Origin of the sequence: Halomonas sp. SpR8 (assembly GCF_031010195.1) — a bacterium.
Classification (GTDB): domain Bacteria; phylum Pseudomonadota; class Gammaproteobacteria; order Pseudomonadales; family Halomonadaceae; genus Vreelandella.
Genome location: NZ_JAUAMC010000002.1, coordinates 88,915 through 114,189 on the forward strand (window position 1 = coordinate 88,915; position 25,275 = coordinate 114,189).

21 protein-coding genes are annotated in these 25,275 nt (G+C 54.4%); 5 read left to right on the plus strand and 16 right to left on the minus strand.

What is annotated here, in order from left to right; translation table 11 throughout:
- Positions 1 to 60 precede the first annotated feature (60 nt).
- The 8 genes from QT230_RS03900 to QT230_RS03935 all read right to left on the minus strand — a co-directional run bounded on the left by QT230_RS03900 (position 61) and on the right by QT230_RS03935 (position 8,619).
- A complete protein-coding gene (locus tag QT230_RS03900) occupies positions 61 to 1,059 on the minus strand; it encodes a FecR family protein (RefSeq protein ID WP_308320247.1) in 999 nt (332 codons plus the stop codon).
- A 13-nt stretch (positions 1,060 to 1,072) separates the two neighbouring features.
- Positions 1,073 to 1,597 carry a sigma-70 family RNA polymerase sigma factor gene (locus tag QT230_RS03905; RefSeq protein ID WP_308320248.1) on the minus strand — a complete coding sequence of 175 codons (525 nt, stop codon included), beginning with the start codon at positions 1,595 to 1,597 and terminating at the stop codon, positions 1,073 to 1,075.
- Between the two features lie 121 nt (positions 1,598 to 1,718).
- The gene (locus QT230_RS03910) at positions 1,719 to 1,934 is read right to left on the minus strand and encodes a hypothetical protein (RefSeq protein WP_308320249.1); all 216 of its coding nucleotides are present in this window, start codon (positions 1,932 to 1,934) and stop codon (positions 1,719 to 1,721) included.
- A 183-nt stretch (positions 1,935 to 2,117) separates the two neighbouring features.
- Positions 2,118 to 3,011, minus strand: a complete 894-nt coding sequence (locus tag QT230_RS03915; protein ID WP_308320251.1) for an ABC transporter substrate-binding protein — start codon at positions 3,009 to 3,011, stop codon at positions 2,118 to 2,120.
- A 78-nt stretch (positions 3,012 to 3,089) separates the two neighbouring features.
- Positions 3,090 to 5,555 (minus strand): TonB-dependent siderophore receptor, encoded by a 2,466-nt coding sequence (locus QT230_RS03920; RefSeq protein WP_308320253.1) that lies wholly within the window; start codon positions 5,553 to 5,555, stop codon positions 3,090 to 3,092.
- Between the two features lie 148 nt (positions 5,556 to 5,703).
- The gene (locus QT230_RS03925) at positions 5,704 to 6,924 is read right to left on the minus strand and encodes an ATP-binding protein (protein WP_308320255.1); all 1,221 of its coding nucleotides are present in this window, start codon (positions 6,922 to 6,924) and stop codon (positions 5,704 to 5,706) included.
- A gap of 180 nt (positions 6,925 to 7,104) precedes the next feature.
- Positions 7,105 to 8,085 (minus strand): FecR domain-containing protein, encoded by a 981-nt coding sequence (locus QT230_RS03930; RefSeq protein ID WP_308320257.1) that lies wholly within the window; start codon positions 8,083 to 8,085, stop codon positions 7,105 to 7,107.
- Between the two features lie 3 nt (positions 8,086 to 8,088).
- On the minus strand, positions 8,089 to 8,619 hold the full coding sequence (locus tag QT230_RS03935) for a sigma-70 family RNA polymerase sigma factor (RefSeq protein WP_308320258.1): 531 nt from the start codon (positions 8,617 to 8,619) through the stop codon (positions 8,089 to 8,091).
- A 293-nt stretch (positions 8,620 to 8,912) separates the two neighbouring features.
- On the opposite strand from QT230_RS03935, the gene QT230_RS03940 reads away from it, so the two are divergent.
- Together QT230_RS03940 and QT230_RS03945 are read left to right on the plus strand one after the other, a co-directional pair.
- The gene (locus QT230_RS03940; protein WP_308320259.1) at positions 8,913 to 9,134 is read left to right on the plus strand and encodes a hypothetical protein; all 222 of its coding nucleotides are present in this window, start codon (positions 8,913 to 8,915) and stop codon (positions 9,132 to 9,134) included.
- Positions 9,127 to 9,417 (plus strand): type II toxin-antitoxin system RelE/ParE family toxin, encoded by a 291-nt coding sequence (locus QT230_RS03945; RefSeq protein WP_308320260.1) that lies wholly within the window; start codon positions 9,127 to 9,129, stop codon positions 9,415 to 9,417. Before QT230_RS03940 ends, QT230_RS03945 begins: the two co-directional genes overlap by 8 nt.
- 110 nt (positions 9,418 to 9,527) lie before the next feature.
- Here the strand turns inward: QT230_RS03945 and QT230_RS03950 are convergent, their stop codons facing one another.
- The 8 genes from QT230_RS03950 to QT230_RS03985 form a co-directional block, all read right to left on the minus strand.
- A complete protein-coding gene (locus QT230_RS03950; RefSeq protein ID WP_308320261.1) occupies positions 9,528 to 10,439 on the minus strand; it encodes an ABC transporter substrate-binding protein in 912 nt (303 codons plus the stop codon).
- 280 nt (positions 10,440 to 10,719) lie between these two features.
- Positions 10,720 to 13,155, minus strand: coding sequence for a TonB-dependent siderophore receptor (locus QT230_RS03955; protein ID WP_308320262.1), 2,436 nt, complete (start codon positions 13,153 to 13,155; stop codon positions 10,720 to 10,722).
- A 110-nt stretch (positions 13,156 to 13,265) separates the two neighbouring features.
- Positions 13,266 to 14,285: a FecR domain-containing protein gene (locus QT230_RS03960; protein WP_308320263.1), complete on the minus strand. Its 1,020-nt coding sequence runs from the start codon at positions 14,283 to 14,285 to the stop codon at positions 13,266 to 13,268.
- On the minus strand, positions 14,286 to 14,840 hold the full coding sequence (locus tag QT230_RS03965; protein ID WP_308320264.1) for a sigma-70 family RNA polymerase sigma factor: 555 nt from the start codon (positions 14,838 to 14,840) through the stop codon (positions 14,286 to 14,288). It lies immediately after the preceding gene.
- Positions 14,841 to 14,990: 150 nt separating this feature from the next.
- Complete coding sequence (locus QT230_RS03970; RefSeq protein ID WP_308320266.1) at positions 14,991 to 15,902, minus strand: AraC family transcriptional regulator; 912 nt, start codon at positions 15,900 to 15,902, stop codon at positions 14,991 to 14,993.
- Between the two features lie 175 nt (positions 15,903 to 16,077).
- Entirely contained in the window at positions 16,078 to 18,288 is a 2,211-nt protein-coding gene (locus QT230_RS03975; protein WP_308320267.1) for a TonB-dependent receptor, read from the minus strand.
- Between the two features lie 141 nt (positions 18,289 to 18,429).
- Positions 18,430 to 20,190, minus strand: coding sequence for an ABC transporter ATP-binding protein (locus QT230_RS03980; protein ID WP_308320268.1), 1,761 nt, complete (start codon positions 20,188 to 20,190; stop codon positions 18,430 to 18,432).
- A 6-nt stretch (positions 20,191 to 20,196) separates the two neighbouring features.
- Positions 20,197 to 21,990 carry an ABC transporter ATP-binding protein gene (locus QT230_RS03985; RefSeq protein WP_308320269.1) on the minus strand — a complete coding sequence of 598 codons (1,794 nt, stop codon included), beginning with the start codon at positions 21,988 to 21,990 and terminating at the stop codon, positions 20,197 to 20,199.
- Positions 21,991 to 22,158: 168 nt separating this feature from the next.
- Between QT230_RS03985 and QT230_RS03990 the strand changes: the two genes are divergently transcribed.
- From QT230_RS03990 to QT230_RS04000, 3 genes are read left to right on the plus strand one after another with little or no spacing between them, the layout of a single operon-like run.
- Positions 22,159 to 23,118: an ABC transporter substrate-binding protein gene (locus tag QT230_RS03990; protein WP_308320270.1), complete on the plus strand. Its 960-nt coding sequence runs from the start codon at positions 22,159 to 22,161 to the stop codon at positions 23,116 to 23,118.
- Between the two features lie 6 nt (positions 23,119 to 23,124).
- Positions 23,125 to 24,126 (plus strand): iron ABC transporter permease, encoded by a 1,002-nt coding sequence (locus QT230_RS03995; RefSeq protein ID WP_308320271.1) that lies wholly within the window; start codon positions 23,125 to 23,127, stop codon positions 24,124 to 24,126.
- Positions 24,127 to 24,175: 49 nt separating this feature from the next.
- On the plus strand, positions 24,176 to 25,201 hold the full coding sequence (locus tag QT230_RS04000) for an iron ABC transporter permease (protein WP_308320272.1): 1,026 nt from the start codon (positions 24,176 to 24,178) through the stop codon (positions 25,199 to 25,201).
- The last annotated feature ends 74 nt before the right edge of the window (positions 25,202 to 25,275 follow it).

Sequence of the window (25,275 nt, forward strand, 5' to 3'; positions counted from 1 at the left end):
CTCTCTTCCGAACGAGAACGAGAATCCCTCATTTTTTTATGAAATTTTTCCGCTTTATTTCTATCCTTCACTGCGCGGCTTCAGGGTCACCCATAGCGGCGTGCGGTAAACCAGCTCCAGCGACAAAGCATCGGCAAGGCTGGCCAGGGCACGGTCGGTGTTTTGCAGCGAGAACACGCCGCTCACCCGCCGGTTGGCTACCTCAGGCGAACAGCGCAATACCCCATGGCGATAGCGCTTCAAGGTATCGAGCACTTCGATCACCCGCATGCTCTCCGCTACCAGCCGCCCCTCAAAGCGCGCCAGTTCGGTCGCGTCTAGCGGCTCGGGCGTCGTCACCCGCTCGGCGCTCATAGCGGCCTGCTGGCCAGCATCCAGCGTTGTCCGTTCGTTACTTCCCCGTCGCTCCAGGGCCACCTGCCCCTCGAAAACCGCTACGTGGGTGCTATCGCTATGCTGCTGCACGCTAAAGCGGGTGCCTAGCGGATAGGAAAGCCCCTCTCGCGTCATCACGCTGAATGTGCGGGCATCTGCGGTTTTGGACGTGGTAATCAGCACACCACCACGCACAAGGTGGATGCGCCGTTGATCCGCGTCGAAGCTGATGTTGATGGCAGTATCGGTATCCAGGCGCAGTTGAGTGCCATCGCTCAACGTCACCTCTCGCATCTCGCCAATGCCGGTCGCGTAGTCGGCAAATTGGCGCTGCCATTGGGGCGTGCGCGGTAGCCCAAACCCCAGACCACCTGCGAGCAACGCAACGCCGCCCCACTGCAACAAATGACGCCTGGAGACCTGCGAAGAGGCCTCGAATAACTCACTGCGCGCCGCATGGCTCGGCAACGTTCCCAGTCGGCCGTCGATCGCTTGAAGCTGCTGCCAGGCACGTTCGTGCTCAGGCGCGGCTTGGCGCCATTGCAGGCAAGCCTCACGCTGGGCGTCAGTGGCATCGTCGCTCCATAGCCGTGCCATCCACAGGCTGGCCTGCTCCAGAACAATGGGGGAGATGTTTTTTTGAGAAGGCGTCTCTTGGGAGGCGTTGACGGACGGTGGACTCATGGCATCGGCTCGCTTAGGGTTGAGATTCATGCATGGCCTGGTGACACACCAGCAACGCCCTGGCGATGTACTTCTCCACCGAGGAGACCGAAACACCCAATGAATTGGCAATTTCCGAGTAGTTCAGGCCATCAAGACGACACATTAGAAACGCCCGGCGTGGCTTTTCAGGCAGCCCATGCAGAAGCGCATCGATTTCGACCAATGCCTCGATAGTGAGTGCTTGCTCCTCTGGGGAAGACGACATGGGCTCAGGGAGATGGCTTAGAGCTTCAAGGTAGGCTGTTTCAATGCGCTGACGGCGGTAGTGATCGATCACTAACCCCTTGGCGATCTGGGTTAGAAAACGCCGCGACTGATCCGGCGCAGGCGTGGAGCCCCGCGCCAGTATGCGTAGATAGGTATCGTGAGCAAGATCAGCAGCGGTATGGGAACAGCCCAGCTTGGCATTCAACCAGCGCCGCAGCCAGCTATGATGATTGTGATAGAGCGCGTCGAAAGGAGCCTCGCGCCTAGCCTGCTGCTTTATCGATACCATCGCCCATTGCCATTGATTGCCTGTGCCAATTGCCCCAAAAAAAGAGGGCAAAACCAAGCGCAAACAATAAATGATAATACGTATCATTACAAACGTATTAGCAGTATCGAATTATTAACCCTTAGCCCACTTCGCTTAGGGCTTGTTCAAACCAAACCAGAGTCTGCTGACGCTGAGACTCTCCGTACAACTCGATAAAACGCGTTGTCATAAAGTCCCTGTGATTATTTAAGGCGTTGATGCGCTGGCGGATGTAGGACTCGGTCAGCGGAATACCGCAAATTTCAGTGATGCAGTGGTGCCATTCGTCATAGGTGCTGGGAATAAAGTCGGACATATTGACTCCTACTGAACAGTCCACAAAGGGAAGATGTTAGGCAGAACATAGATATCAATGCAACGTAATAACATATCATAAAAGATGCAAGCGAGCGCCTTATGCAGACACCGCCGACACGTGATAACACTCGTCACAGCAGGCGCATTAGCAGTATCAAAGTCCTGAGGAAAATAGGTGGCGTTAGGGCTCAGGAGGCGTTTCCAGTGCTTCAACTAGGGACTCGGCGAAGCGGAGGGCTGAGGGGAGTCCTCCAGCAATCCAGAAAGTGCTAGGAAGCACAATGACATCACCGCGTCTTACACTGGGCAGGTAACGCCATAAAGCAGTACGAGCTATTTGCTCCTCGAGACCATCTGAATTATAGGATCTGATAATCACTAATCTGGCCTCAGTATTGAATAAATTCTCAACGCCTACTTGGGCATACCCCCACTGATTAGTTGCACCTTTCCAGGCATTGCATAGACCCAGTTGCTGAGAAACAGCATGCACAAAACTATTGTCACCAAATACACGGATATGCCTTTCATCCAGTAGCTGTATGAACAGCAAAGGCTCACAGTCTTTCGCGACATGCTCTCTTAGGATGGCCAACCGAGCCTGAGTTTCTTGAACAAGATGGCTTGCTTGCTGCTGCTGTTCGGCTAATTCGCCAAGTTCATATGTGAAGCTTAATAGCCTATCCCAGACATCGCCTTCAGCCGTGTAAGGATAATTATCAACAACGTTAACTGGAGCAACGGACGAAAGCCGTGCTTCCTGGTTAGTTTGCCAAGGTGCAAGCAAAATCATGCTTGGTAAAACTTGTTGAAGCAGTTCCATATTTGGCCCCGGCAACCCAACCTCTATCATATTTGAGGATATATAAGTATTGCCAGTCCAGAAGTTAAGAGAGCTCAGTTGCTTAACCACAACAGGAGATACTCCTATTTCAATAAGCGTTTCAGCAATTAGAAGGTCGAGAGCTGCTATAGGTGATGGTGTGGATGCCTGGATTCCTGTCGAACATAAGGCAAAAAAAACGACCATTGCTTTACATAATTTTCGATAACTAAACATCAATAAAAAAATCATACCTCTCTCTTTTAACTATCGAAACAGCCAGTAGAAAACACTGGGAGGCTAATCAATATAAAGCCTCCCTTTTAGCACTCAGTAGCTATAATTAAGATTCAACGAAAAATTGCGGGGATCTCCATAGTAATTGTGTCTAGTGTTAGCTCGAACCGTCGAATAATATTTTTCATCAGTAAGATTATTCCCCTTAAAGCTCACATCAAGGTGCTCATTGAAGCGATAACCTAACTGAGCTGAAAGTAAGGTATAGCCACCTTGCTCCCATCGATTAGTGCCATCTTCAGCATAAATGCTGCTGACAGTATTAACGCCAGCACCAATACGCCATCCTTGGTTGGCATCGTCAGAGAAGCGATAACGTGCCCAAAGTTTTAAGTTATGCCGTGGTGTATCAGGTGATAGCGATAATCCCTCCAGACTTGCATCACGCGTATACTCAGTATCTGTATATGCGTAACCGGCGCTTATATCTAAACGCGGTAATGGGCTACCGGAGACTTCTGCTTCAAAACCCCGGCTGCGCGTCTCTCCAAGCGGGATAGAGAAAGCAGAGTTGGCGGGGTCTGTATAGGCTCGGTTCTGATCCTCAATATTGAATACAGCAAGATGCCAATTGAGCTCTCCATTGGGTGATCCACCCTTTACACCCGCTTCAATTTGCTCTCCTGTGCGTGGCTCGATAATCTCCCCGCTAGATTCAACCTCTGTTTGCGGCTGAAAGATATTTGACATGCTTGTATAAAAATTAATGCTTGGGGTTATTTCATAGATAATCCCGTAATAAGGAGAGAATTCGCGGCCGCTGCCACTTCTATGACGACCCCAATCTCCTTCAGCAAGGTCTGATGTGATGTCGTACCAATCAAGACGTCCGCCAGTCACTAGGCTTAGGCGTGATGTGATAGACCAGTTGGCTTGCCCATATATGCCCTTTTGCTTCAAATCGGCGCCGACATGCCCAGCATACAGAGGATAGCTGTCAGGCTCTGGCAATTCATGTGGGGAATAGAGATTCTGGAGTGAATGCTGGTTGAAATAATCTCCCTCCCCATAAGAGTATTGACTAAGCTTGTCCTTGTCGTTGTAGCTGGCTCCTAAAGAAGCAATATGTTCGGAATCGAATAGACGAAAAGGAGTGGTTAGACTGATATTCATTGACTCGTTCTTGTCGCGATTATGCCAAGAGATATTTCGAGTCAAAATGTCGCCAGAGTGTTCATCAAGTACTGAAGCACCTTCGCTACTTGTGACATTCATTCTATATGTTTCTATCTGATTAGCTTTTAAATTAAAGATGCCGCCATTATTAAGATAGTGTTCTAGATCAGCAAAGTAGCGTGTCGCATTTGCATGCGAACGATCCCATGACGAACCGAGATAGGTTGAGCGGTCAACATCGAATAAGTTGCCGTTACTGGCAACGGGCAAACCAGAATGAGGGCGAGAATCTCCCGTATGCCTAGCGACGCCGACCGACAATGTAGTGTCCGGAGTGATATCGTATTCCAACGTGCCGTAACCAACAGAGTCTTGGGCATAAACCTCATCGATGAACGACTCTTGTTCATCGTAGACCCCCACGATTCTGCCGCGCAGGCTACCACTCTCATTTAGCGAACCAGTGACGTCAACCGTACTGCGATAGGCGTCCCAAGTGCCGGCAGACAATGACATATCGAAGCCAAAATCTCGCCGGGCACGTTTGCGCACCAAGTTGACCGTACCGCTGGGCTCGCCACTACCCATGAGTATACCCGTAGGCCCCCGCATAACCTCAATACGGTCGTAGAGCGCCGTGTCATAGAGCTTAGTATTAGCTAGGGCGCTGTAGGGTGCTGTAACTCGGCTTCCATCTAGCATTAGGGAATCAATATCGTAGCCACGAGCCCTAAGTTGATACTGATTTGGCCCGTATGTCATCACGCTGACACCGGTAGTCTGCTCCATTGCTTCCTTGAGGGAAGTCAGATTTTGATCGTCGAGTCTTTCGCGGGTCAATACACTGACTGACTGCGGGACATCCTTGATGGCCTGTTCGCTCAAACCAATGGTGGTTCGATCCGTGGTAAAAGAGTCACTGCCCTCAGTGGTCACAGAACTTTGCCACTCAGCCTCCACACGCACCGTAGAAAGCGCCACATCCGCAGGCCGCTCCACTAACCGATAACTACCATCGGCTTCCTTAACCAGAGACAAACCACTCCCGCTGAGCAGTGCCCGCAATCCACTTTCGACGTTGTAATCGCCGGATAGCCCGCGGGTTTGCTTACCCTGGGTCAGGCTGGCATCAAAGTAGATAACCACGCCGGAATCAGCGGCAAAGCGGCTGAGGGCATTGCCCAGGTCACCGGCGGGCACTTCAAAATGCTGCGCACTTTGCTGGGCTGGTTGCTGCGATTGTTGCTGCGATTGTTGCTGAGATGGCTGCTGGGCGTGGGCGGTCAGTGGCAGCAGCACGCCGGGCAGTGATAGCGCTGTACACAGCATTGCGCCGCCAATTGCATGGGCAAGCCGCGTTTTTTTAAACGTCGTGTTGTGCATGGATTCCCCTCTGGTTAGCAACAAAAAAGTGCCTCTTTAACCAGTAAGTCGAACGGGGAAACCAAAAGGTACCGCCATGGGTAAAAATTATTTTTCTCGTCCACCGTCAACCAGTAACGGGTGCGGATATAGTGCTTTAAAGAGACAGCTAACACCACAGGGATGACAAGGGAGCCGCCGCCAACTTATCTCCAAAGGGAACGAAATCGGCGCTATCGTAAAGCACAACACCATAGGCAAACCTTTCCTTGCACGCATCGGCCAGCGTTCGCAGTCCGGCGAAGTCGCTGGATTTCACCGTCGCCGATGCCTTAACCTCGATGCCCACAATCATACCGTCATCACGCTCCAGCACTATGTCCACTTCATGCATCTGTTGATCGCGGAAATGATAAGGCGTTAACCGCAGGGTCGACGCCGTCATAAGTTTCAACACTTCAGAGAATACAAAGCTTTCGAGCAGTGAGCCGAATAGATTCCGGTTGGTTCGCACGCGGTCGAAGCTCAAACCGCGTACTGTTGCGAGCAGACCGGAATCGAGAAAGTGCAGCTTGGGTGTCTTGGCTAGCCGTTTCAATGTGTTCGTGTACCAGGGCTGCAAAGTTGAAACGAGGAAAATTTGTTCCAACAGCGCAACGTAGCGTTGTCCAGTCTTATGGCTAACCCCGATACTAGCACCGAACCGCGAGTAATTGACCAAACACCCCGAATGCTCTGCCAGAAAACGAACGAATTTCGGCAGTTCGGTCAGTTTATCAATGTCAGCAATATCCTTGAGATCACGGGTCAGCACCGCTGTTAGATAGGAGCGAGCCCAATCCTGGCGGCGACGCTCGCTCTCGCGGCTTACCGCCTCTGGGAAACCACCGAGCAAGGCAAGCTGGATAAATTCATCGCCAACAATAGCTCCCGGGTTGCTCTTTAGCTCACCCGTAAACAGGCGCTCCAGGAAGGTTGGCTCTGTGCCCGAAATTTCAGCTCGCGCAAGTGGTAGCATGCGAATAGTTTCCATCCGGCCAGCCAGGCTATCGGCAACCCGCGGCAAGGTGAGCACATTCGCGGAGCCGGTCAGCAGGAAGCGACCAGGGCCATAGTCATCATCCACAGCCTTCTTGATCGCCAGAAGCAGTTCAGGCACGCGTTGAATTTCGTCGATAGTAGCCCGGCCCAAACCGCGAATAAATCCCACCGGATCGGAGCGAGCAGCTTCGAGGGTCGTCTGATCGTCCAGAGTGATGTAGGTTCGCCCAGCTTCGCCCATCTTGCGGACAAGCGTGGTTTTACCTGCTCTACGCGGCCCCACAATCAAAACCACAGGAGTATCTGCAAGGGCTTCCTCTACTCGGAGCTTTACAAATCGTGGGTACATACTGCCGCCTCCAATTTTTATGATAATTGGAACTATACAGAATGATATCTGGGAATGAAAAACCTGTTATTTGGGAATGAAAACTCCGTTATTTGGAATCGGTTGATCGCCGGGTGAGCGGTTACTGCCCCTGGCACTGCGGCTGAGCATGATGATCTGCTGGACATGAAGCACAAAATACTACCGCTCCGCTACTGTCACCCAATAACGCGTACGGAAATTGACCGATACCGGGAAGGATTTGCTCAGCGCATGCAGCGCCTGATCGGTGTCGTCCACCCTGAAAGCGCCGGTAATACGGAAATTAGCCACGCTGGGCGCGCAGCGTAAAACGCCCGTGCGGTAGCGGCCCAGCTCGGCAAGAAACGCATCCAGAGGCATGTTTTGCACCACCAGCATCTGGCGAGTCCAGGCGTCATCGGTGGGTGCCAGGCCTGTCGGTGGGGACGCCGTGTCGGCGGTAAAGGTGAGCTGCTGGCCAGCAGGGCACTGGTTTTGAGCCCCCGAGTGAGTAGTCACTTCCACGCTGTGCTCGAACACAGCGACCTGGGTTCCTCCTTCCATCATCCGCACCGAGAACCGCGTGCCCAGAGCGCGCACCCTGCCCTGTGGCGTTTGCACAATAAAAGGTCGCGGGTTCTCGTTACTATCGCTGGCGGTGGTCACCATGATTTCGCCTGCGCGTAATATCACCAGGCGCTCGTTGGCATCAAAGTGGATATCCACCGCCGAAGCGGTATTGAGTATCAAGGTGGTGCCATCCGCCAGCGTTAGCTGTTTGATCTCACCGGAGGCGGTGTGATGATCCGCCAGCCATTGCTCCATGGGAGCGTGGCGGTAGGCGGCCACGCCCAGAGTCCCCGTTCCCAGCATCAGTACCAGGCTTTTCAACACACTACGACGGCTCACACTGAAGTGCTGTTCGGCCCGCTCCAGTGTGTTTAGTGCCAGGTGGCCCGGCACTCGACCAAGCCGGGCCTGCAGTTGGTCTACCCGCTGCCAGGCCCACTGGTGCATGGGGTCGCTGTTTAGCCACTGCTGCAGGGCCTGCTCGTCTGCTGGCCCTGCCTCTTCCGAGCACAGGCGTGCATACCATTGCGCGGCCGCTTGCAGTGCCTCCCGCCGAGACTGGGCCAGTTCATGGGGGGCTGTGACAGTCAACGGTTACAGCTCCGCTTCCAGCGCATAGAGCAAACAGGACTCGGTCGCCTTGGCCATGTATTTTTTGACTGAGCTGAGCGATACCCCCAGCTCCTGGGCAATATCCGCGTAGCGCATACCCTGTAACTGCGATAACAAGAAGGCTCGCCTTACGTTACTCCCAAGGCCGCTGAGCATGGCATCCAGTTCGTGCAGGGTTTCCAGCATGATGGCCTGTTCTTCTAGCGAAATGGCAACCGATTCTGGCTGCAAGGCAAGGCTTTCCTGATAGGCCTTTTCCAGCGCGTGGCGGCGGAAATGATCGATCAGAACCCGATTGGCGATGGTCGTCAGAAAACTGCGTGGCTCACGGATAGCCTCAATTTGGCGTTCGGCATCACTGCGCCCCAGAATGCGCACGAAGGTATCCTGAGCAAAATCCGCCGCTTGCTGCGAACAGCCCAAACGACCGCGCAGCCAGCCAAGCAGCCAGCGGTGATGCTCGGAATAGAGGGTATGTACCTGCTCGCGCAGTGGGTAATTCCCAGACGACATGGTTACCTTCTGGCCTCAATATTATGTAAATGATAATTATTGCCATCATATTGGGTGACCCAGGAGGATACAAGCCCTTGCTATTGATTCCTGACGTTACGGATATGAAAGATGGCGAGGCGGCCTACGAGACAGCAGATCCCCCTTCCCCACCTCCGCCTGGGATAAACGCTGCGCTTTGCGGCTGCTTTGTAGCTCCAGCGGGAAAGTGATCTGACAACAGCGCCTTGTTACAACTTGCCTCAATTGTGGCGCTTTGCTACAGTTAATAAAATCCGACTCTGGAGGTACAAATGGCTACGAACAGCATTCGCTTAGATCAAAACCTAATTGAAAAGGCAACTATTATAGCCAAAGCGCTTAATCGGACCCCGCCCAAGCAAATAGAGCATTGGGCAAAAATCGGCAAGATGATGGAAGATAACCCCGATTTACCCTACGAGTTTGTAAGGCGGGCCATTATCGCGCAGGCAGAACGGGACGCCGGACAGTTGGAGGCCTACGATTTTGGTTAAAGCCACGAGTGTATTACAGACCCCTACATTCAAGAAAGCGGTTAAGAAGCTCAAGCCTAACCAGAAAAAGGACCTTGATTTGGCCGTGAAGGAGCTTATGGCCAACCCCAACATCGGAGAACAAAAGAAAGGGGATCTGGCCTTCCTGCGAGTCCATAAGTTCAAGATGAACAAGCAACTGACTCTGCTCGGCTATAGTTTTGATGATGGCGCTCTTGTCCTTGAACTGATGGCCCTGGACTCACACGAAAACTTCTACCGCGATCTCAAACGACGAAAATAACGTTGTAACATTCGCCAGAAAAGCCAAAAGCAGGCATAGCCTACAAGTGATAACACTCATCACAACAAGCGTATTAGCAGTATCAAATTCCTGAAGATAAACTGGTGGTGTTAGGGCTCTGCGGATGTTTCCAGTGCTTCAACGAGAGCCTCGGCGAAGCGGAGGGCTGAGGGGTGAACGCCGCCTATCCAAAAAGTAGATGGCAAAACGACATAATCGCCCCGCTGCACACTGGGAAGGTAACGCCACATGTCGCTCATTTCGATATTGTGTTCTATGCCTACGGGTAATGGACTTTCTATAATAACCAGCCTTGCGTCTTCAAGATTATCATTGAAAAGTTCTCTAACACTTACCAGAGAGCGCCCCCATATATCAGTATCTCTTGTCCACGCATTTTGAAGACCTAACCGATCTAACACTCCCTGAAACATGCTGTTTTCGCCGTATACACGCACGTATTGCTCAGTCATTAATTGGACGACTAGTAGGGGGGGGGGAGGATCCAGCTCATCTTTTAAAGATGCTAGATTAGATTTAGTATTTGTAATTAATTGCTCTGCTGAAGCTCTTCGGCCTGAAAGTTCACCGATCTCAAGAATGAATGCATCAAAATTTTCCCACAACTCATCTCCACTATTATTCACGAATGGAAATGAGTGGATTATGTGGGAAGGTGCTATATTCGCTAATGTAGCTGCCATGCGGGTTTGGCGAGGCGCAAGGAGTATATACTGAGGATCAATGCTGCTTAGTAATTCCATGTTAGGAAATGACCGAGTGCCAATATTTATTATATCAGCATCAACGTAGTCATTGCCGGTCCATGTGTGGAAATCCTGAACGTTGCCCATAAGAACAGGGGGAGGATCAAGCGAAAGAAGTGCTTCAGCAATGGTCCAATCGAAAACTGCAATAGATGAGGGGGATTCAGATGCCTGCGTTGGACTGGTGATAAAGTAAAGTCCTAGCAAGAAAATAAGAGTGCGCCAGAATTTAGGTGGTGGCTGAAAAAAATGCATACCGAACTCCTTTAATAATATTCTGTGTGGATGGCGTTTTTAAAAAGTCGAACTTAGTTTAAGTGAAAGGTGGCGAGTAATGGGGGTAGTAAGTGGTTATGCAGAAAAAAACGATCATGAATGATTTCTAACCCATTGAATTATAATGAATGTGGTGCACGAAAACTTATGTGGAACCACTTAGCTTTTGATTGGAAATATTCTTGTATGAAATTCAGCCCCATAGTGGGGCTGAATGAGATACCTATTAATAGAGATGTTTGGTTACTATACTGACTTCTTAGAAGTCATACTTCATAGACATCATGAAATTACGCGGAGCACCGTAATAATTATGCCTAGTTGATCCTCGAACTGTAGAGTAGTACTCCTTGTCGGTCAGGTTGTTGCCATTCAATGAGATATCTAAGTTCTCATTGACTCGATAACCAATCAGGGCTGAAACAGTGGTATAGCCCCCTTGATCAATACGAGTATCACCGCTTTCGGCATAAACACTGCTGACGGTATTTAGGCCAGCACCAAGGCGCCAGCCCTGATTTGGATTATCGCTAAAGCGATAACGTGACCATAGGTTGAAATTATGCTCAGGTGTGCCAGGCGAGAGTGTGAGTCCTTCTGAGTTAGCATCTCTTACGAACTCAGTCTGCGTATAAGCATAGCCAGCGCTGAGATCCCAACGAGGTAACAGTTGGCCGCTGACTTCTAGTTCGAAACCTTCACTCTTTGCTTCGCCGATGGGAATTGAAAAACCTGGGTTATTAGGATCAGCATAGGCACGATTGGTGTCTTCAATACGGAATACCGCAGCGTGCCAGTTCAAATCGCCTCCAAAATGGGAACCCTTGATGCCAGCCTCGTATTGTTCGCCTTCTCTCGGGTCAATGGGTTCACCATTATTAGCCATAGCTGTTTGCGGCTGAAATATGCCTGTGTAGCTGGTGTAAAGGTTGAGCTCTTCGTTGAGGCGATAGATTAAACCAGCGTAGGGGAGAAATTCTGTACCGTCATCACTGGACGTATTGCCGCCAAAAAAATTATCTGTTTCCCACCGATTGAATCGACCACCCAGTGCAACAGTGAAATCATCGACAACATTGAAGCGTGCTTGACCGAAGGCCGCGTATTGTTTGGTGCTATAAGTTGACCTGCCAGGAGAAACATTGAAGTCTGGTTCAGCTCGATCATATGCTGGATCAAACAGATTTTGAGGAAGGTACTGTGGATCGCCGTAGATCCAGTCGTTCGTCTGCCATCTGTCTTGATAATTAGCACCAAATACGGCTTCATGGGAAGCGTCAAAAAGTTTGAATGGCGTTCTAAGCTGGGCCTCTAAATAATCGTCCTGCTGCTCCATATCATAAGAGATCTGCCGTATAGCAAAATCACCAGAATTCTGATCAGGAGTAAGTACCCCTTCACTGCTTTTTATCTGGCTGGCATCGCGATCCAATCGATTGGCCTTGAGCGTTAATTCGCCACCGTTGGCGAGGCGATGTTCAAGCTCCAGGAAATAGCGCTGCGAATCTCCCGTTTGCCTGTCCCAGTTGGATCCGAGGTAGGTGGAACGGTCTACATTGGGTAGGGTGCCGTCATTGTAGATAGGCAGCCCAGAGTGAGGGCGGAATTCCTCATCTTGTACAGTAATACCCATTGACAGTGTCGTTTCTGGAGACAAGTCAAACTCAAGTGTGCCGTAGCCGATTTGGTTCTCTGAGTACACGTGGTCAATAAAAGATTTTCTGTCATCGTAGACACCTACGAAGCGACCGCGAACTCGTCCTTCGCGGTCTAGCGCGCCGGTAATATCGACAACGCCCCGGTAAGCATCCTCCGTACCGGCAGAAAGGGTAACAGATGCTTTGTTATCAGCTAACGCACGCTTTCTCACTAGATTTATAGTGCCGCTGGGTTCTCCGGAGCCATGGAGAATGCCCGCAGGCCCACGCAGTACTTCGATATGATCGAGCAGTGCTGTGTCAAAAACGCCGGCACTTTGCCAGGCGCTGCCAACATCCTGCACCGGGCTACCATCCATAAGGTAATACTCAATATTATAGCCTCGTGCCTTGATCTCATACTGATTGGGGCCATAATCACGCACAGTGATACCCGTTACGTTACGCATGGCCTCCGCCAGTGATGTAGTCCCTTGGTCGTCCAGGCGCTCTCTGGTCACAACACTGACGGATTGTGGCGTTTCTTTCACTGACTGTGGAACTAAGCCGATGTTAGCGCTCTCGCTAGTGTAGGAGTTGCTGTTTTCGGTCATGCCGTAGGGCAGGCGCGCTCCAGTCACCTCAATCGTAGAAAGCTCCACACCAGCAGGCCGCTCTTCCAACCGATAACTCCCATCCCCCTGCCGCACGGCCCTAAGGCGGGTGCCATTCAGCAGCCGTTCCAGCCCTTCATCAACACTATACTGGCCCTCCAAGCCAGGGCTTTGGCGCCCTTGCCCTAGCTCGCCAGCACCGCTGATAAACACACCGGCCTCGGCGGCGAAGCGGTTGAGCACCGTGCTGACCGGGCCCGCGGGGATAGCGTACTGGCGTGTTTGCTGCTGGCTGGTTTGCGCCATGGCAGGTAGCGACAGCAGCGGCGTGGCTAGCAAACCGGCGGCGGCGAGATGAACCGCCAGCGCGAGGGCGCGGCGGCGCCGTGGGAGCTGACGGGTAACGGCTAACGATGAAGATAATACAGAGCGCTGTTGCGGCATATTGATTCCCCTTGCAGATGGTTTTTGGCTGCTTATATAGGGGAATCGAACCAGCGCGAAAAAAGGGAACCAGGAAAATCAATTTTTCTTCTTTTACTATTAGCTCGCTTTTATTCGCGCTCTGACCCGGCCGCCTCAATCTTGATCCACCAGGGCATCACTTGCCGTACCGTCACCGGTAGCGTGGTCTCGACCATGTGCAAGGTACGCTCCAGATCGTCCAGCGGGAAAGCACCGAGCAGGGTGAGATTCGCCACCTCTGGGTCGACCTCAAGATGGCCACGGTGATGCTGGCTCAGCTCTGCGGCAAAGGTTTTCAACGACATATTTTCGGCCAGCAACACCCCATTGGCCCAGGCAGCCCGGCTGCCGTCGGCGGGGTTGAGTTCGCCAATGCCGCCAGAGGCGTAGCTGGCCTGTTGCCCGGCGTCGACCACCTGGCGCTGGCTTACATGGTCGGCATCGCCACGGGTTTGAATAGCCACCGCGCCCTCAAATACCGCTAGCAGTTCGTCGGTTTGGCGTTGACGCACGCTAAAGCGGGTGCCCAAGGGGGTTAGCCGGGCACTGCGGGTATCCACATAAAAGGGGCGTTCGGGGTCTTGGCCGGTCGTAATCAGCACTTCGCCCGCCACTAGTTGCAGTCGGCGCCGCTGGTGGTCATAGTCTACGTCCAGCGCCGAGGCGCTGCTTAGCCACACTTGGGTGCCGTCATCTAGTTCGATGCGGGTAATGTCGCCGGTCGCGGTACGGTAGTCGGCGCCCCAGTACGCTACCCACTGGGGCAATGGTGTCCACTGCCAGAAAAGCCCGATCAACACGGCCGCAAACGCCAGGGTAGAGAGCCCACTCAGCAGGTGCCACCGCCCCCGCCGTCGTTGCCGCGCCGAGCTGATCACCCGGTCGGCGGTCTGCCTCTCTGCCTCATCCAGGTTGGCGTTAAAACGTTGACTAACGCCTTCTACCTGCTGCCAAGCCCAGCGGTGGGCATCGCTGGCGTCAAACCACGCCTGCCACCGTTCGTGTTGGGCTGAAGAGAGTTCACCTGCCTGCCATTCGGCAAACCACTCGGCGGCCTCCGCCAGCGCGCGGCGCTTGGCGGCTTCATCATGGCTGACGGCAGAGGCCATTTAGAGGCTGGCCTCGAAACCGGCTTCGATCAAGGCACATTGCAGCATGGCCTGGGCCATGTATTTCTTGACCATCCGTTCGGAAACGCCGAGTTCTTCAGCAATCTGCCGGTAGGGTTTGCCGTGGAGTTGCGACGCCAGGAAAGCAGTAGCGACCTTTTCGGGTAACCGCGACAGCATGCGGTCGATTTCGCACAACGTCTCGATGACGATCTGCTGGTGTTCGACGGAGGGCAAATGCACCTCAGCGCGGGCAGCAAGGGCTTCTTGCCAGGCCCGCTCGATATCCTGGCGGCGCCAATGATCCACGCACAGCCCTTTAGCCATGCGGCTGAGGTAGGCTCTGGCACCGTCGAAACTATCCAGATGCCGCGGCGTTTGCAGCAGCCGCACAAAGGCGTCCTGGGCCAGGTCAGCCGCCGATTCGCCGCAGCCCAACCGCCGACTCAGCAACTGCTGCAGCCAGGGGTGATGGTGGTGATAGAGTTGGCCGAGTGAGTCCCGGCAGCCAGTGTGATACGCCGTGGTCTTGGCTGATTGGGGAACCGCCGCCATAAGAAATAGTCCAACGCCATTTTCGAAAATGATTCTTATTCTTTTTCAATTCACAAACAGTGTCAATGACCGTTCTCGCCTAGATAGAGAAGAAACGTCAACAAGCACTCATTAAATGCACACACAGAAAGCAAGCCGATGCCTTAGGGGTCAGCGGGTGGGAGCGCCAGCGAACTGTCTAACTCTACTCGGCAGGCACCCGAACTGTTTCAGAAAAGCGGTGCTGAAATGGCTGACATTAGAATAGCCAAGTACCATAGCGGTCTCAGTGACATTGTAATCTTGCAGCAAGCGTTTTGCTTTCTTCATGCGCTCTTCTTGGAAGAGCGCATAAATGGTCGTTCCAAAGCGCTTTTTAAAACATATCTTCAGTTTGCATTCGTTCATACCGACAGCACGTGCGAGCTTTGCAATGGTCGGTGGGTCACTGAGATCTTGTAGCAGAAGTTCTTTGGCCCCATCCAGTTGGCGGCATACACGGGGGGAGAGTGCATCGCATCCACGGCAGGTCTGGAACGCTGCCAAGTGCCAGTGAAGAAAATCTAACGTTGCCGCATGCAGCAATAATCGATGCTGCGGTATATCTTTCATCAGATTGGCAATGCTCATCGCTGAGCGCATCGTTTTGCGGCATTGGCCAGCATGGCGGACGAAGAAATCAGCCTCTTCTCCCCTCTCTCTGCCAATCAGAGGCTCTACCTCCTCTCCAGCCAAGCCATAAAGAGCATCAGGGGAAACCATCACCGTTAAATTCTGAAAATCATGGCTGTGGCGAATGAAAAAGGACTCGCCGGCAGAATAGCCTAGGGTCACATCGCCTTGGGAGTAATCCAGCGTACGCTTGCCCACTTGGCCGTCGAACCTGCCCGCCAGTTGGCAATTCAGATGCAGAAACTGGTGATCACCCGAGAATGACTTAGGCGTATCAATCGCCCCTAGGCACTCAGCCGTGGTGTGGCAAACAATGAGCCCAGGCTGCAACATAACCCCGACATGATCTGTATTCTGGAGTGTAGTACTCCCCAGTCTGCCGCGGGTGCTTACCGAGTCTGACTGATTCATATCCACCCTTTCATACCCGCCCTTTCATATCTACCCCTTCACACTAGCCCCCAAAACACTAATGATAATCAATATCAAAAGATATTACTATCAGTCTCTTTATTAATGCACAAGATAAGCCTTCATCCCTGAGGCTAGAGCCTTCCATAGCACTGTGGGGGCGCAGAAACGGGTGTTAGAAGTGGAGGGCGGCACCTAGACCTACTGTTGCACCGCGAGCATAGGACACACCAAACACTGGGTTGCCCTCTGCATCCGTGCCAAAGCGATCTTTAATGCTCATGTACTCTTCATCCAGCAGGTTGTCGCCAAAGAAATACACCTCGCTATTACCGAAATCCATGCCCAGGCGGGCGGATACCAAGTGTACTGGCGGCAACTTGCCGAAGTTAGACGCATCCGTGTAGCGGCTACCCATGTAGTTATAAGCAAGCCGCGCGTTGACGGTCCCATCCGCCAATACTCCTCCAAGGCCGATGTCTTGACCCGCTACCTGATAGCCAATGGCTGCCTTGGCGGACCATTCCGGCACTGTTGGCAAGTGATTGCCACTATTCAAGCCATCTTGCAGCGCCGCCGCCTCCTCAGACACATTGCGCAGTGCAGTATTGGTATAGGCAACACCACCGCTTAGCCACCAGCGATCCGAGGGGCGATACTGTGCGTCTAGCTCGAAGCCTACTGAACGCGCATCCAGGTTCAGGTTCTTACCGGTGAAATCCTCGTAGTCCCAGGTTTGCATTTGCTCCTTACGCATATCGTTCAAGAACAATGCCCCACTGATTGCCAGACGGTCATCAAGCCATGCAGAGCGTGCACCCAGCTCGTAGGTCAACACCGTCGAGGAGTCATAGGGGTCTCGGGGTACACCGCTCCACATAAGCGAATTACCCTGCCCAAAGCCACCACTCTTGTAGCCTCTAGAAAGACTCGCCCAGGTCATCAGGTCGGGGGACCAATCGTAGGTGATCGCTGCCCGCCCCGTTACAAAGTCGTAGCTCTTCTCCCCCTCCTCGGCAAAATAGGGCACTGCCCCAGACATACCGTCACTGGTGAACTCCGAGTGGAACTCCTTGGATTCATGGGTAGCACGCGCGCCCAGCGACAGCTGCAGTTGATCGTTCATTGGCAGGTTAACTTCACCGAATACCGCCTGCCCTGTCGTGGTGAGATCGTAGTCGGTGCTGCCCGTGGCGGATGGGCCGAAGTACCACATTTCACTGGTTCGATCTCGCTGCGCTTCATCCCGGTAGAACACCACACCTGCGAGCCACCCCATCTCCGCATCAGGTAAAGCTGCGACCCGGAACTCTTGGGTCAGCCGCGAGTCTCGCTTATCCCAATCGATAAAGTTCGTTTCAGGATCCAGGAAGTCCGATGGTGGCAAGCCACTAAAGTCACTGGCGATAATGGCATCAGGAAAGTTGTAGCTATTGCGGTTATTCAGGCGTGCATAGCTGGTTTGCGCGGTTGCCGTGAATGTGTCGAAATCATGCTCAAGTCGTGAGTTGATACTGAGCATGCGCAAATCATCCACGGTCTTGTTCTGAGCCGCCTGTTTCGCCTGCCCCGGGCGATCAGCAATGTAGGCCGTCGGTGCGGTGTCAGTGCTTTCTCCCTGAACACTGAGCAGCCAACTTGTTCGCTCGGTGGGGGTAAACAGTAGAGAACCACGGGCCACCCAACTCTCATCTTTACCCAGATCCTCACCCGCACTATTGGGAATATAGCCATCGGTGCGGGAGCGGCGAATCGCTAACCTGCCAGCAAGCCGTTCAGGTACGATGGAGCCATTGATAATGCTCTCAGCGCGAAAGATACCATCCGTACCGACCTCTGTACGCAAAGAACCCTCGAACCTATGATCAGGCTGCACAGGCACCAAGTTGATAGCACCACCGGCCGTATTGCGACCAAACAGCGTATTTTGCGGCCCCTTGACGACCTCCATCCTCTCCAGGTCCAGATAGGGTGAGAGCGAAGCGCCCATCGGCATGGGTGCACCATCAACGAAAGTCAGCACCGAGCTATCATCCGGGCTAAGGGGCGTAAGGATCGGTGCAACTCCACGAATGACGGTAAACGCATTGGAGCGGTCACCGAAAGTGCCGAGGCTAGCGCCCGCTACATCACGCAACGCCGCCGCACCATCGAGCATCCGCTTCTGCTCCAGCGATTCACCACTCTCCACATGAATTGACGCGGGCACATCCCGAAGGCTTTCCTCGCGACGCCGTGCCGTAACGGTGACTGCCTCAAGCTTGGTGGTCTGGTCGTCCAGTGCGGGGTCAGGACGTTCATCCTCTGCAACGGCGTAGGGCGTTTTCGGTACAATCAAAAGACCGGCAATCAGTAGGTGGCAGGGTCGAATGCTCCGCATATTCATGGCTGTATCCGTATTAATGAAGTCAATTAAAGTCAATGGGAGCCACCATGCTAGAGAGCCACGCGCCAACGGCACTACTCCAAACGGGACACGAACCCCCGAATGCGATTTATTTCTATTCTCTACCAGAATACAGGAACATCAGGATACTGGAGTCGGCTCATCAGATGCCTGGGCTGCCCACATGGCGGCATACAGACCGTCGCAGCGCAGCAATACATCATGCTTGCCGGATTCGACGACGCAGCCCCGGTCCAGGACAATGATCTGATCAGCGTTGCGCACCGTGCTCAGCCGGTGCGCCACCATGATCAGGGTGCGATCCCTGGCTAGCGTGTTAAGGGCGCGATGGATCGCCATCTGCGACTGCGGGTCCACGGCGGCAGTGACCTCATCCAGCAACAGCACGGGTGCATCCTTAAGCAGAGCCCGGGCAATCGAAAGGCGCTGGCGTTCGCCGCCAGAAAGTGCAAAACCGGACTCTCCCACTCGGGTTAGGTAGCCTTCCGGCAACCGCTCAATAAAGTCGGCACAGTCAGCGGCAACACACGCTTGCCGCACGTCTTCATCGCTAGCATCCTCCCGCCCTGCCCTCAGGTTCTCGATGATGGTGCCGTCAAAAATCTGGACCTGTTGAAACACTGCGCTAACTTTTTCATACAGTTGTTCCGAACCCATCTCACGCAGGTCGACACCGCCCATACGTACAGCCCCTTGGTCAGGGTCATAAAAACGCCCCAGCAGATGCAACAACGTGCTCTTACCCGCACCGGAGGGCCCAACGATGGCCGTGACACTTCGCTCAGGTATCTCGATGCTGATGTCACGCAAGCGGGCTTCCCCCCCGTGGGAGAACGACACCGCATCGAAGCTCACCGCAAAGTGCCCCGGCGTCTTCGCGACCAGCGGCTCGGCGAGTGGCTGCAGTGCCCACGCTTCCTCTAGCTTGACTTCGCTTTGGCAGGCATGGCGCAACATGACCAGATATTCGGCCGCCTCCAGTAGCGGCCCAAGAAACTTGTAAGCCAACAGGAAGAAGGCGATCCAACTCACCGGGGGAATCTCGTCACCAAGCACGCTCAAGGTGCCAGCCAGCAGTAGCACAAGCAGACCGCACTCGACGAGGAAGCGAAACAGCATCACTGGGCCACCGCCCCATTTTTCAATGCTCAGGCTCATTCGGCGCAGGTCGGCAAAGGCTGCCGTCAAGCGCTGCGCCCAGGCATCAGCTCGATGGAACAGACGCAGTGTCGTAAGCCCGCCGATGAACTCCACTAGTAGACCAGATGTCTGCCGATAGAGTACGTGCTTGCGCAGCCCCGCACGCTCGAACAGATGGCGGCTAACCACCAGCGCCAGCGCCGCTAGAGGTACCAGAGCAGCTAGAGCGAGCGCTAGGCGCCACTCAATACTAGCCAGAACAAGCAGTGCCACCAGCGATAAGCCCAGCGCGGCGACGAAGTCTGCCAGAACATGGGCGAAGATCGATTCCACACGGTTAATGTCATCCGTCACCACATCGGCTAGCTGTCCAACACGCTGGCTGCGCAGCTCGCCAATAGGGACGTTGCGCATTCGTTCAATCAACCGTTCCCGATAGCCTGCAATGATGCGGTAGCTTTCCAGAAAGCAGCGTTTCTGGCCGCCATAGGCCAACAGCCACTGCAGTACAAAGCTGACGATCAGGGCCAGCGCCAGCCAACCTGGATCTGCCGCCCAACCAAAGCCGGGACGTGGAACCTCCAGAATGGTACACAACCACAGGTAACAGAGCAGATAAGGCATCAGTTCGCAGCAGCGTTCAAGCACCCTCAGCAGCAGTCCCAACAGCAACGGCCGCGCAGCAGTGCCGCTACGGGCAAAAATGCGCCGCAAGCTGATCCAGACATTCACGTTTGTCATCGTTTGCTATCCTTGTGACGTTGTCAGATCGCCGCGCCCCGAGGTCAGCGTCCAGCCGGAGCACGATGCTTCACAACGCATCATCGACTGGTAGTAACCGTTACGCTGCATCAGTTGGGTATGACGGCCGTTAGCGCTCAGTCGCCCCTGTTCGATCACCAAAATCTGATCGGCGCACTCGATCCCGGCAAGACGATGCGCGACGATTACGAAGGTCTTGCCGGGATATGCCTGTCGCAGATCCCAGAAAAAAGCGCGCTGGGTCAGGCTATCGGCAAACGCTGTCGCTTCGTCGAGCAGCAGAATCGGTGTATCGGCGAGCAGCAGCCTTGCCACAGCAATGCGTTGTCGCTCGCCGCCGGAGAGTCGTGTCCCAAGCTCTTCGACCTGAGTATCAAGTCCATCGGGTAATCCGTGCACAAGCACTTCTGCCTGGGCCACCCGCAACGCCTTTGTGATGTCAGCCTCGCTGGCATCCGGCCGAGCTAGGCATAGATTCTCACGGATGGTGCCGTTGAACAGGAACACCTCCTGGGTGGCCATTCCTACCAGACGTGTTCGATCACTGTCCGCTAATTCGCTCATCGGCCTACCGTTGATGAATACACCGCCGGTAAGTGGCACCAGCAGCCCAGCCATGATATGTGCGATGGTGGATTTCCCTGCACCCGAAGGCCCCACCAGCACATTGAGTGATCCAGGTCGTAGGCAAAGACTCACATCCGCCAACACCGAGCGGCCACCGTACTGTATGTCAACGTCTCTCAGCTCGACCAAGGGCGGCTCGCTGAACGTTACTGAGCGGCTCGCGATAGAAGGGGGCACCGGTAATGCCAGGATAGGCGCCATGCGCCGCAGCCCAGCCAGCACCGGCGGAATCTCCATAAAGAAGCGGCTTACTTTGAGTAGCGGTTTGAAAATAGCTGAGCCCAGCATCAGGGCCAGCGCCACATCCTCCGGGCTTACTTCTCCCCTGGCATACAGCCATGCCCCAAGCGGCAGCACCAGCAACATATGAGCCCCCAGCACGCTGGTAAACAGTGACCAAACAGGCACCGTGCGTCTGGTGATGGACGTTGTCAGTTGGTAGTACGCCTGCAATCGGGACTGCAGCAGTTGGAAATGTGATGCGGATCGGCAAAATACTTTCAGTACCGGCATATTGCGCAGATACTCCACCACCACATTATTGAGATTGGCGGTGGCTAAGCTGAATTGGTCGTGGTCATTGCCAACCCCACGCATACCCAGCATAGCGGCGAATAGCGCCACGGGTCCGATGGCTAGCACTGCCAGAGCCAACCGCCAGTCCAACCAGAACAGCAGTATGGCAACACACAGTGGTGCAAGAATCGCGGCGGTGATCTCGATCGTGTGATGGGCGAGAAAACCCTCAAGGCGCTCCACATCCTGAATGACCGACTGCTTCAAAGCACCGCTGCCTTGCCCGTGCAACCAGGGTAAAGGGGCTGCCACCAGCTTGGCGACCAGGGTATTACGAGCCGTTGCCATGATCGCGTAGGCGACATGATGGCTGATCAAGTAAGCCGCGCCGTAGAGCAGGTACTTGAGCATCAGCGCCGCCGCCAGCCAAGCCGCCAGGAACGGCAATGTCTCCACAAACTGATATGGCGTTAGCACAAGAGTACTAATCGCCTGGTAAAGCAACCAGAACGGCAGCAGTTCGGCCAGTACCGCCAGGAATGTTATTAGCAGCGCCACTACCATCACCAGTCGATGGCTGGCTGTTAGTTCGTAAAGCAGGCGCGGTGCACTGGTATTGGCTCTGAAATTTCTCATGGGTAGGCTCATACTGGTCGAAGCGAACTCAGCATAGAGAGGTAGCGGCCGCCAAGACTCCCCGCAGCAGATCCTTTTGGGGGTGATTTCACTCCCGATTCGGGTAGCTGAAGGGTGCCGATTAGCCAACAATCCAGTACTTCGAATGGCCGTTCTGGATTCCAGCTCATGCAACGTCTACGCTCGCTTCTTATCGCAATTCCCGTCATGACCATTCTGAATACAGGGGGTGTTCTCGCCCATGATTTCCCCCTAACCATCGTCGATGACCGGAATAAGAGCGTTGAGATCGCTCAGCTACCGCGCACCGTCGCCTCTATTTCCAGTTTCGGTGCGGACGTACTGGTATCGTTAGGCAGGCAAGTCGATGGCCTGTCGATACTGGGTGGCCAGCAGTCTGACTTTCTCGGCGGCGCAGCAGTGGACGCAGTGAATCTTGGGGAGGTTCACCAAACCAATCTAGAAGTTTTGGCTCAGTTATCCCCGGACTTAACTATCGGGCTACGCACCTACACTGAGCCTTTCGAACAGAAAATTGAGGAAGCCGGTGCCTTTCTGGCGTTTGACCTGATCACCCTGGAAGACTCTCTACGTAGTGTCGAACGCGCCACCCTGGCGCTCGGCGCCGAAAGCCAGGGTAGCGAGTTGAACGAGCGCTTCCTGAACGACCTGGAGCGCCATGCCGAGCGTGCACCGGGTGGCATCAGCGCCGTATTTCTCTGGCACTGGGGGGATGTTCCTTATGCTTTCTACAGTCATCACCTAACCGGGCACATCATGACCCAGCTTGGCGCAACCAATATCCAGGGCAATCCGCCGCGAGGCATGGCGCCAGCGGATTCGTCCGCGATCAGCATGGAAACGCTGCTGCGCCTGAACCCGGATGTGATCCTGTCGTTCAAGGCGGACGATGGCCCCTTCGTCAGCCACCCCGCTTGGCCCCGTTTAAAAGCAGTGCGCAATAACCGGGCCTGGCGAGTGGGTGACCAGTACGTCATGCCCCACGGCCCGCTGGCCAGGCAGATGGTTCTTAAGGAGATGGCCTACCTGCTCTACCCAGACCACTTCCCTGCTCCCAAAGATATCCCCGAACCCGCCCAAGCCCGGGCTATGAACTTCGAGCGCTAGCAGGGCATGGATAATCTCCTGCTCCAGAAAGCCCTGCCGATTCGCGTGTTCTGGCTTGCATCGGCCTGCCTGCTCGTCCTGAGTCTAACAACAGCAGGAGCGCTTGCGCTGGGCGAGTTTGGTATTCCGCTCCGCGTCCTGCTCGAAGCGCTGATGCGTGATGATGGATCCGATGCGGCATTCGTGATTCGTGAACTGCGTATACCTAGGTTACTGACCGGGATGCTGGCAGGTGGTGCGCTGGGTTTAGCGGGCGCCATCGTGCAATCAATCACCCGCAACCCGTTGGGTGAACCTGGATTACTAGGGGTCACGTCAGGGGCGGCATTCGCGATGGCGCTGTGCATGACCTACTTCACGCTACCAACCCCGACCATGCTGTTACTAAGCACGCTGGGTGGCATAGTAGCAGCGCTAATGACACTCTCCATCAGCCTGGGGGCACGCCTGAATCCGCTGTACCTGACGCTGACCGGAATGAGCGTTAATCTGTTCTTCGCTGCCGCCATCATCGTGCTACTGATCTGCGCCAATGTGGAGGCCAACGGCATCTACTACTGGTTAACGGGCAGCTTAATCAACCGCACTTGGGAGCACGTACACCTCCTGTGGCCTTGGGTGCTACCCGCCCTACTATTGGGAATCGTCTTTGCTGGCAGGCTGGATCTATTGCGTCTGGACGACACGATTCTCATCGCTCTCGGCATGCGCGTCACGCCTTGGAGACTGCTGTTCGGTGTCGTTGCCGTACTACTAGCGGCGGCGACAGTGGCGGCCACGGGCCCAATCACCTTCATTGGCTTGGTCGCCCCCCACTTGGTCCGCTTCACCCTGGGCAGTAACGGAGTTCGCCATCGTCATCTACTGCCGCTGTCCGCCCTGGTCGGCGCCAGCTTGGTATGCGCGGCTGATCTTATCGCCAAGTGGCATGAGGTTCCCGTTGGGATTCTCTGTGTACTGCTGGGCGGGCCGATACTGGTTTACCTGATCAGTCGGCAGAAGGGCTAATTCTATGTTTCAAAACGTTATAACAACACGCAGCAGCGCGAGCCAGCGCATGCCATTGCGCATTCCCCTCACACTGCTCGGGGTTATCTTGGTACTGCTGGTGCTAGCTTCTCTGTTTATTGGGGCTGTATCGGTGTCGCCACGATTGATCCTCGACGGCCTATTCTCAGGCCAGGCGTCGTCACTGGAAGGCACGCTGGTATGGCAACACCGTTTGCCACGCGCACTACTCGCCATCCTGGTCGGCCTGCAGCTCGCCACCGCAGGCCTGATCTTGCAAGCGGTTTTCCGTAATCCATTGGCGGACCCGAGTATCGTTGGCATTTCCAGCGGGGCTGGGCTCGCCGTCATCACCGTTCTGCTGCTTGCCGACCTTGCCACGGTGGATGTGCTGATCGGCGACGCGGCTCCCGCAATGATGAGCTGGCTGCCCGCAGCGGCACTGCTCGGCGGATTGCTGGCAGCCAGCTTGGTGCTGGGCCTATCCTGGAGGGCACAGCTGCGCCCCATCCATCTGGTGCTCAACGGAATCGCCGTGGGCTCTGTGCTGAACGCGTTAGTGATGTGGGTCATCGTCACCTGGGGCGGTGCACGCACCGAAATCGCTTTGATCTGGCTAGCAGGCAGCCTATACGGGCGCGACTTTCAGCATCTGTACATGCTGTGGCCCTGGAGCCTAGCAGGGTTACTCGGCACCCTGGCTTTGCTGAAACCCCTTGCCCTGCTGCGTTTTGATGACAGCATGGTGATCAGCCTGGGGCTTCGCCCTATGTTCTGGCGTGCTGTTGCCATTGCTGTTGCGGTTCTGCTCGCCGCCAGTGCGGTGGCGGTTACTGGCCCGGTCGGTTTCGTGGGGCTGGTCGCTCCCCACCTCGCCCGACTACTGGTGGGCTCAAAACTGCATCGGTTATGGATCGGCAGCATGTTGCTCGGCAGTATGCTGATGCTATGCGCTGATCTCATTGGCCGCACCGTGATCAGCCCCTTAGAGATTCCCGTGGGTGCATTAACGGCCTTGCTTGGCATACCCATATTCCTGCTGCTCTTGCACCGACAAGCGAGGGTTAGGTTTTGACTGAGCATAGATCACCCAAGACGCCGGTTATGCAAGATTCAAGCGCTGGTTGAGTCGAACTCACCCAGGCTCTA

Bases quoted from the DNA above. Each gene is read 5' to 3' on its own strand.
- QT230_RS03950 (WP_308320261.1), bottom strand. From the start codon at position 10,439: ATGCATTTTTTTCAGCCACCACCTAAATTCTGGCGCACTCTTATTTTC.
- QT230_RS03970 (WP_308320266.1), bottom strand. From the start codon at position 15,902: ATGAATCAGTCAGACTCGGTAAGCACCCGCGGCAGACTGGGGAGTACT.
- QT230_RS03905 (WP_308320248.1), bottom strand. From the start codon at position 1,597: ATGGTATCGATAAAGCAGCAGGCTAGGCGCGAGGCTCCTTTCGACGCG.
- QT230_RS03985 (WP_308320269.1), bottom strand. From the start codon at position 21,990: ATGAGAAATTTCAGAGCCAATACCAGTGCACCGCGCCTGCTTTACGAA.
- QT230_RS03960 (WP_308320263.1), bottom strand. From the start codon at position 14,285: ATGGCCTCTGCCGTCAGCCATGATGAAGCCGCCAAGCGCCGCGCGCTG.
- QT230_RS03980 (WP_308320268.1), bottom strand. From the start codon at position 20,190: ATGACAAACGTGAATGTCTGGATCAGCTTGCGGCGCATTTTTGCCCGT.
- QT230_RS03900 (WP_308320247.1), bottom strand. From the start codon at position 1,059: ATGAGTCCACCGTCCGTCAACGCCTCCCAAGAGACGCCTTCTCAAAAA.
- QT230_RS03965 (WP_308320264.1), bottom strand. From the start codon at position 14,840: ATGGCGGCGGTTCCCCAATCAGCCAAGACCACGGCGTATCACACTGGC.
- QT230_RS03910 (WP_308320249.1), bottom strand. From the start codon at position 1,934: ATGTCCGACTTTATTCCCAGCACCTATGACGAATGGCACCACTGCATC.
- QT230_RS03975 (WP_308320267.1), bottom strand. From the start codon at position 18,288: ATGAATATGCGGAGCATTCGACCCTGCCACCTACTGATTGCCGGTCTT.
- QT230_RS03915 (WP_308320251.1), bottom strand. From the start codon at position 3,011: ATGATTTTTTTATTGATGTTTAGTTATCGAAAATTATGTAAAGCAATG.
- QT230_RS03995 (WP_308320271.1), top strand. From the start codon at position 23,125: ATGGATAATCTCCTGCTCCAGAAAGCCCTGCCGATTCGCGTGTTCTGG.
- QT230_RS03940 (WP_308320259.1), top strand. From the start codon at position 8,913: ATGGCTACGAACAGCATTCGCTTAGATCAAAACCTAATTGAAAAGGCA.
- QT230_RS03925 (WP_308320255.1), bottom strand. From the start codon at position 6,924: ATGTACCCACGATTTGTAAAGCTCCGAGTAGAGGAAGCCCTTGCAGAT.
- QT230_RS03935 (WP_308320258.1), bottom strand. From the start codon at position 8,619: ATGTCGTCTGGGAATTACCCACTGCGCGAGCAGGTACATACCCTCTAT.
- QT230_RS03920 (WP_308320253.1), bottom strand. From the start codon at position 5,555: ATGCACAACACGACGTTTAAAAAAACGCGGCTTGCCCATGCAATTGGC.
- QT230_RS03955 (WP_308320262.1), bottom strand. From the start codon at position 13,155: ATGCCGCAACAGCGCTCTGTATTATCTTCATCGTTAGCCGTTACCCGT.
- QT230_RS04000 (WP_308320272.1), top strand. From the start codon at position 24,176: ATGCCATTGCGCATTCCCCTCACACTGCTCGGGGTTATCTTGGTACTG.
- QT230_RS03990 (WP_308320270.1), top strand. From the start codon at position 22,159: ATGCAACGTCTACGCTCGCTTCTTATCGCAATTCCCGTCATGACCATT.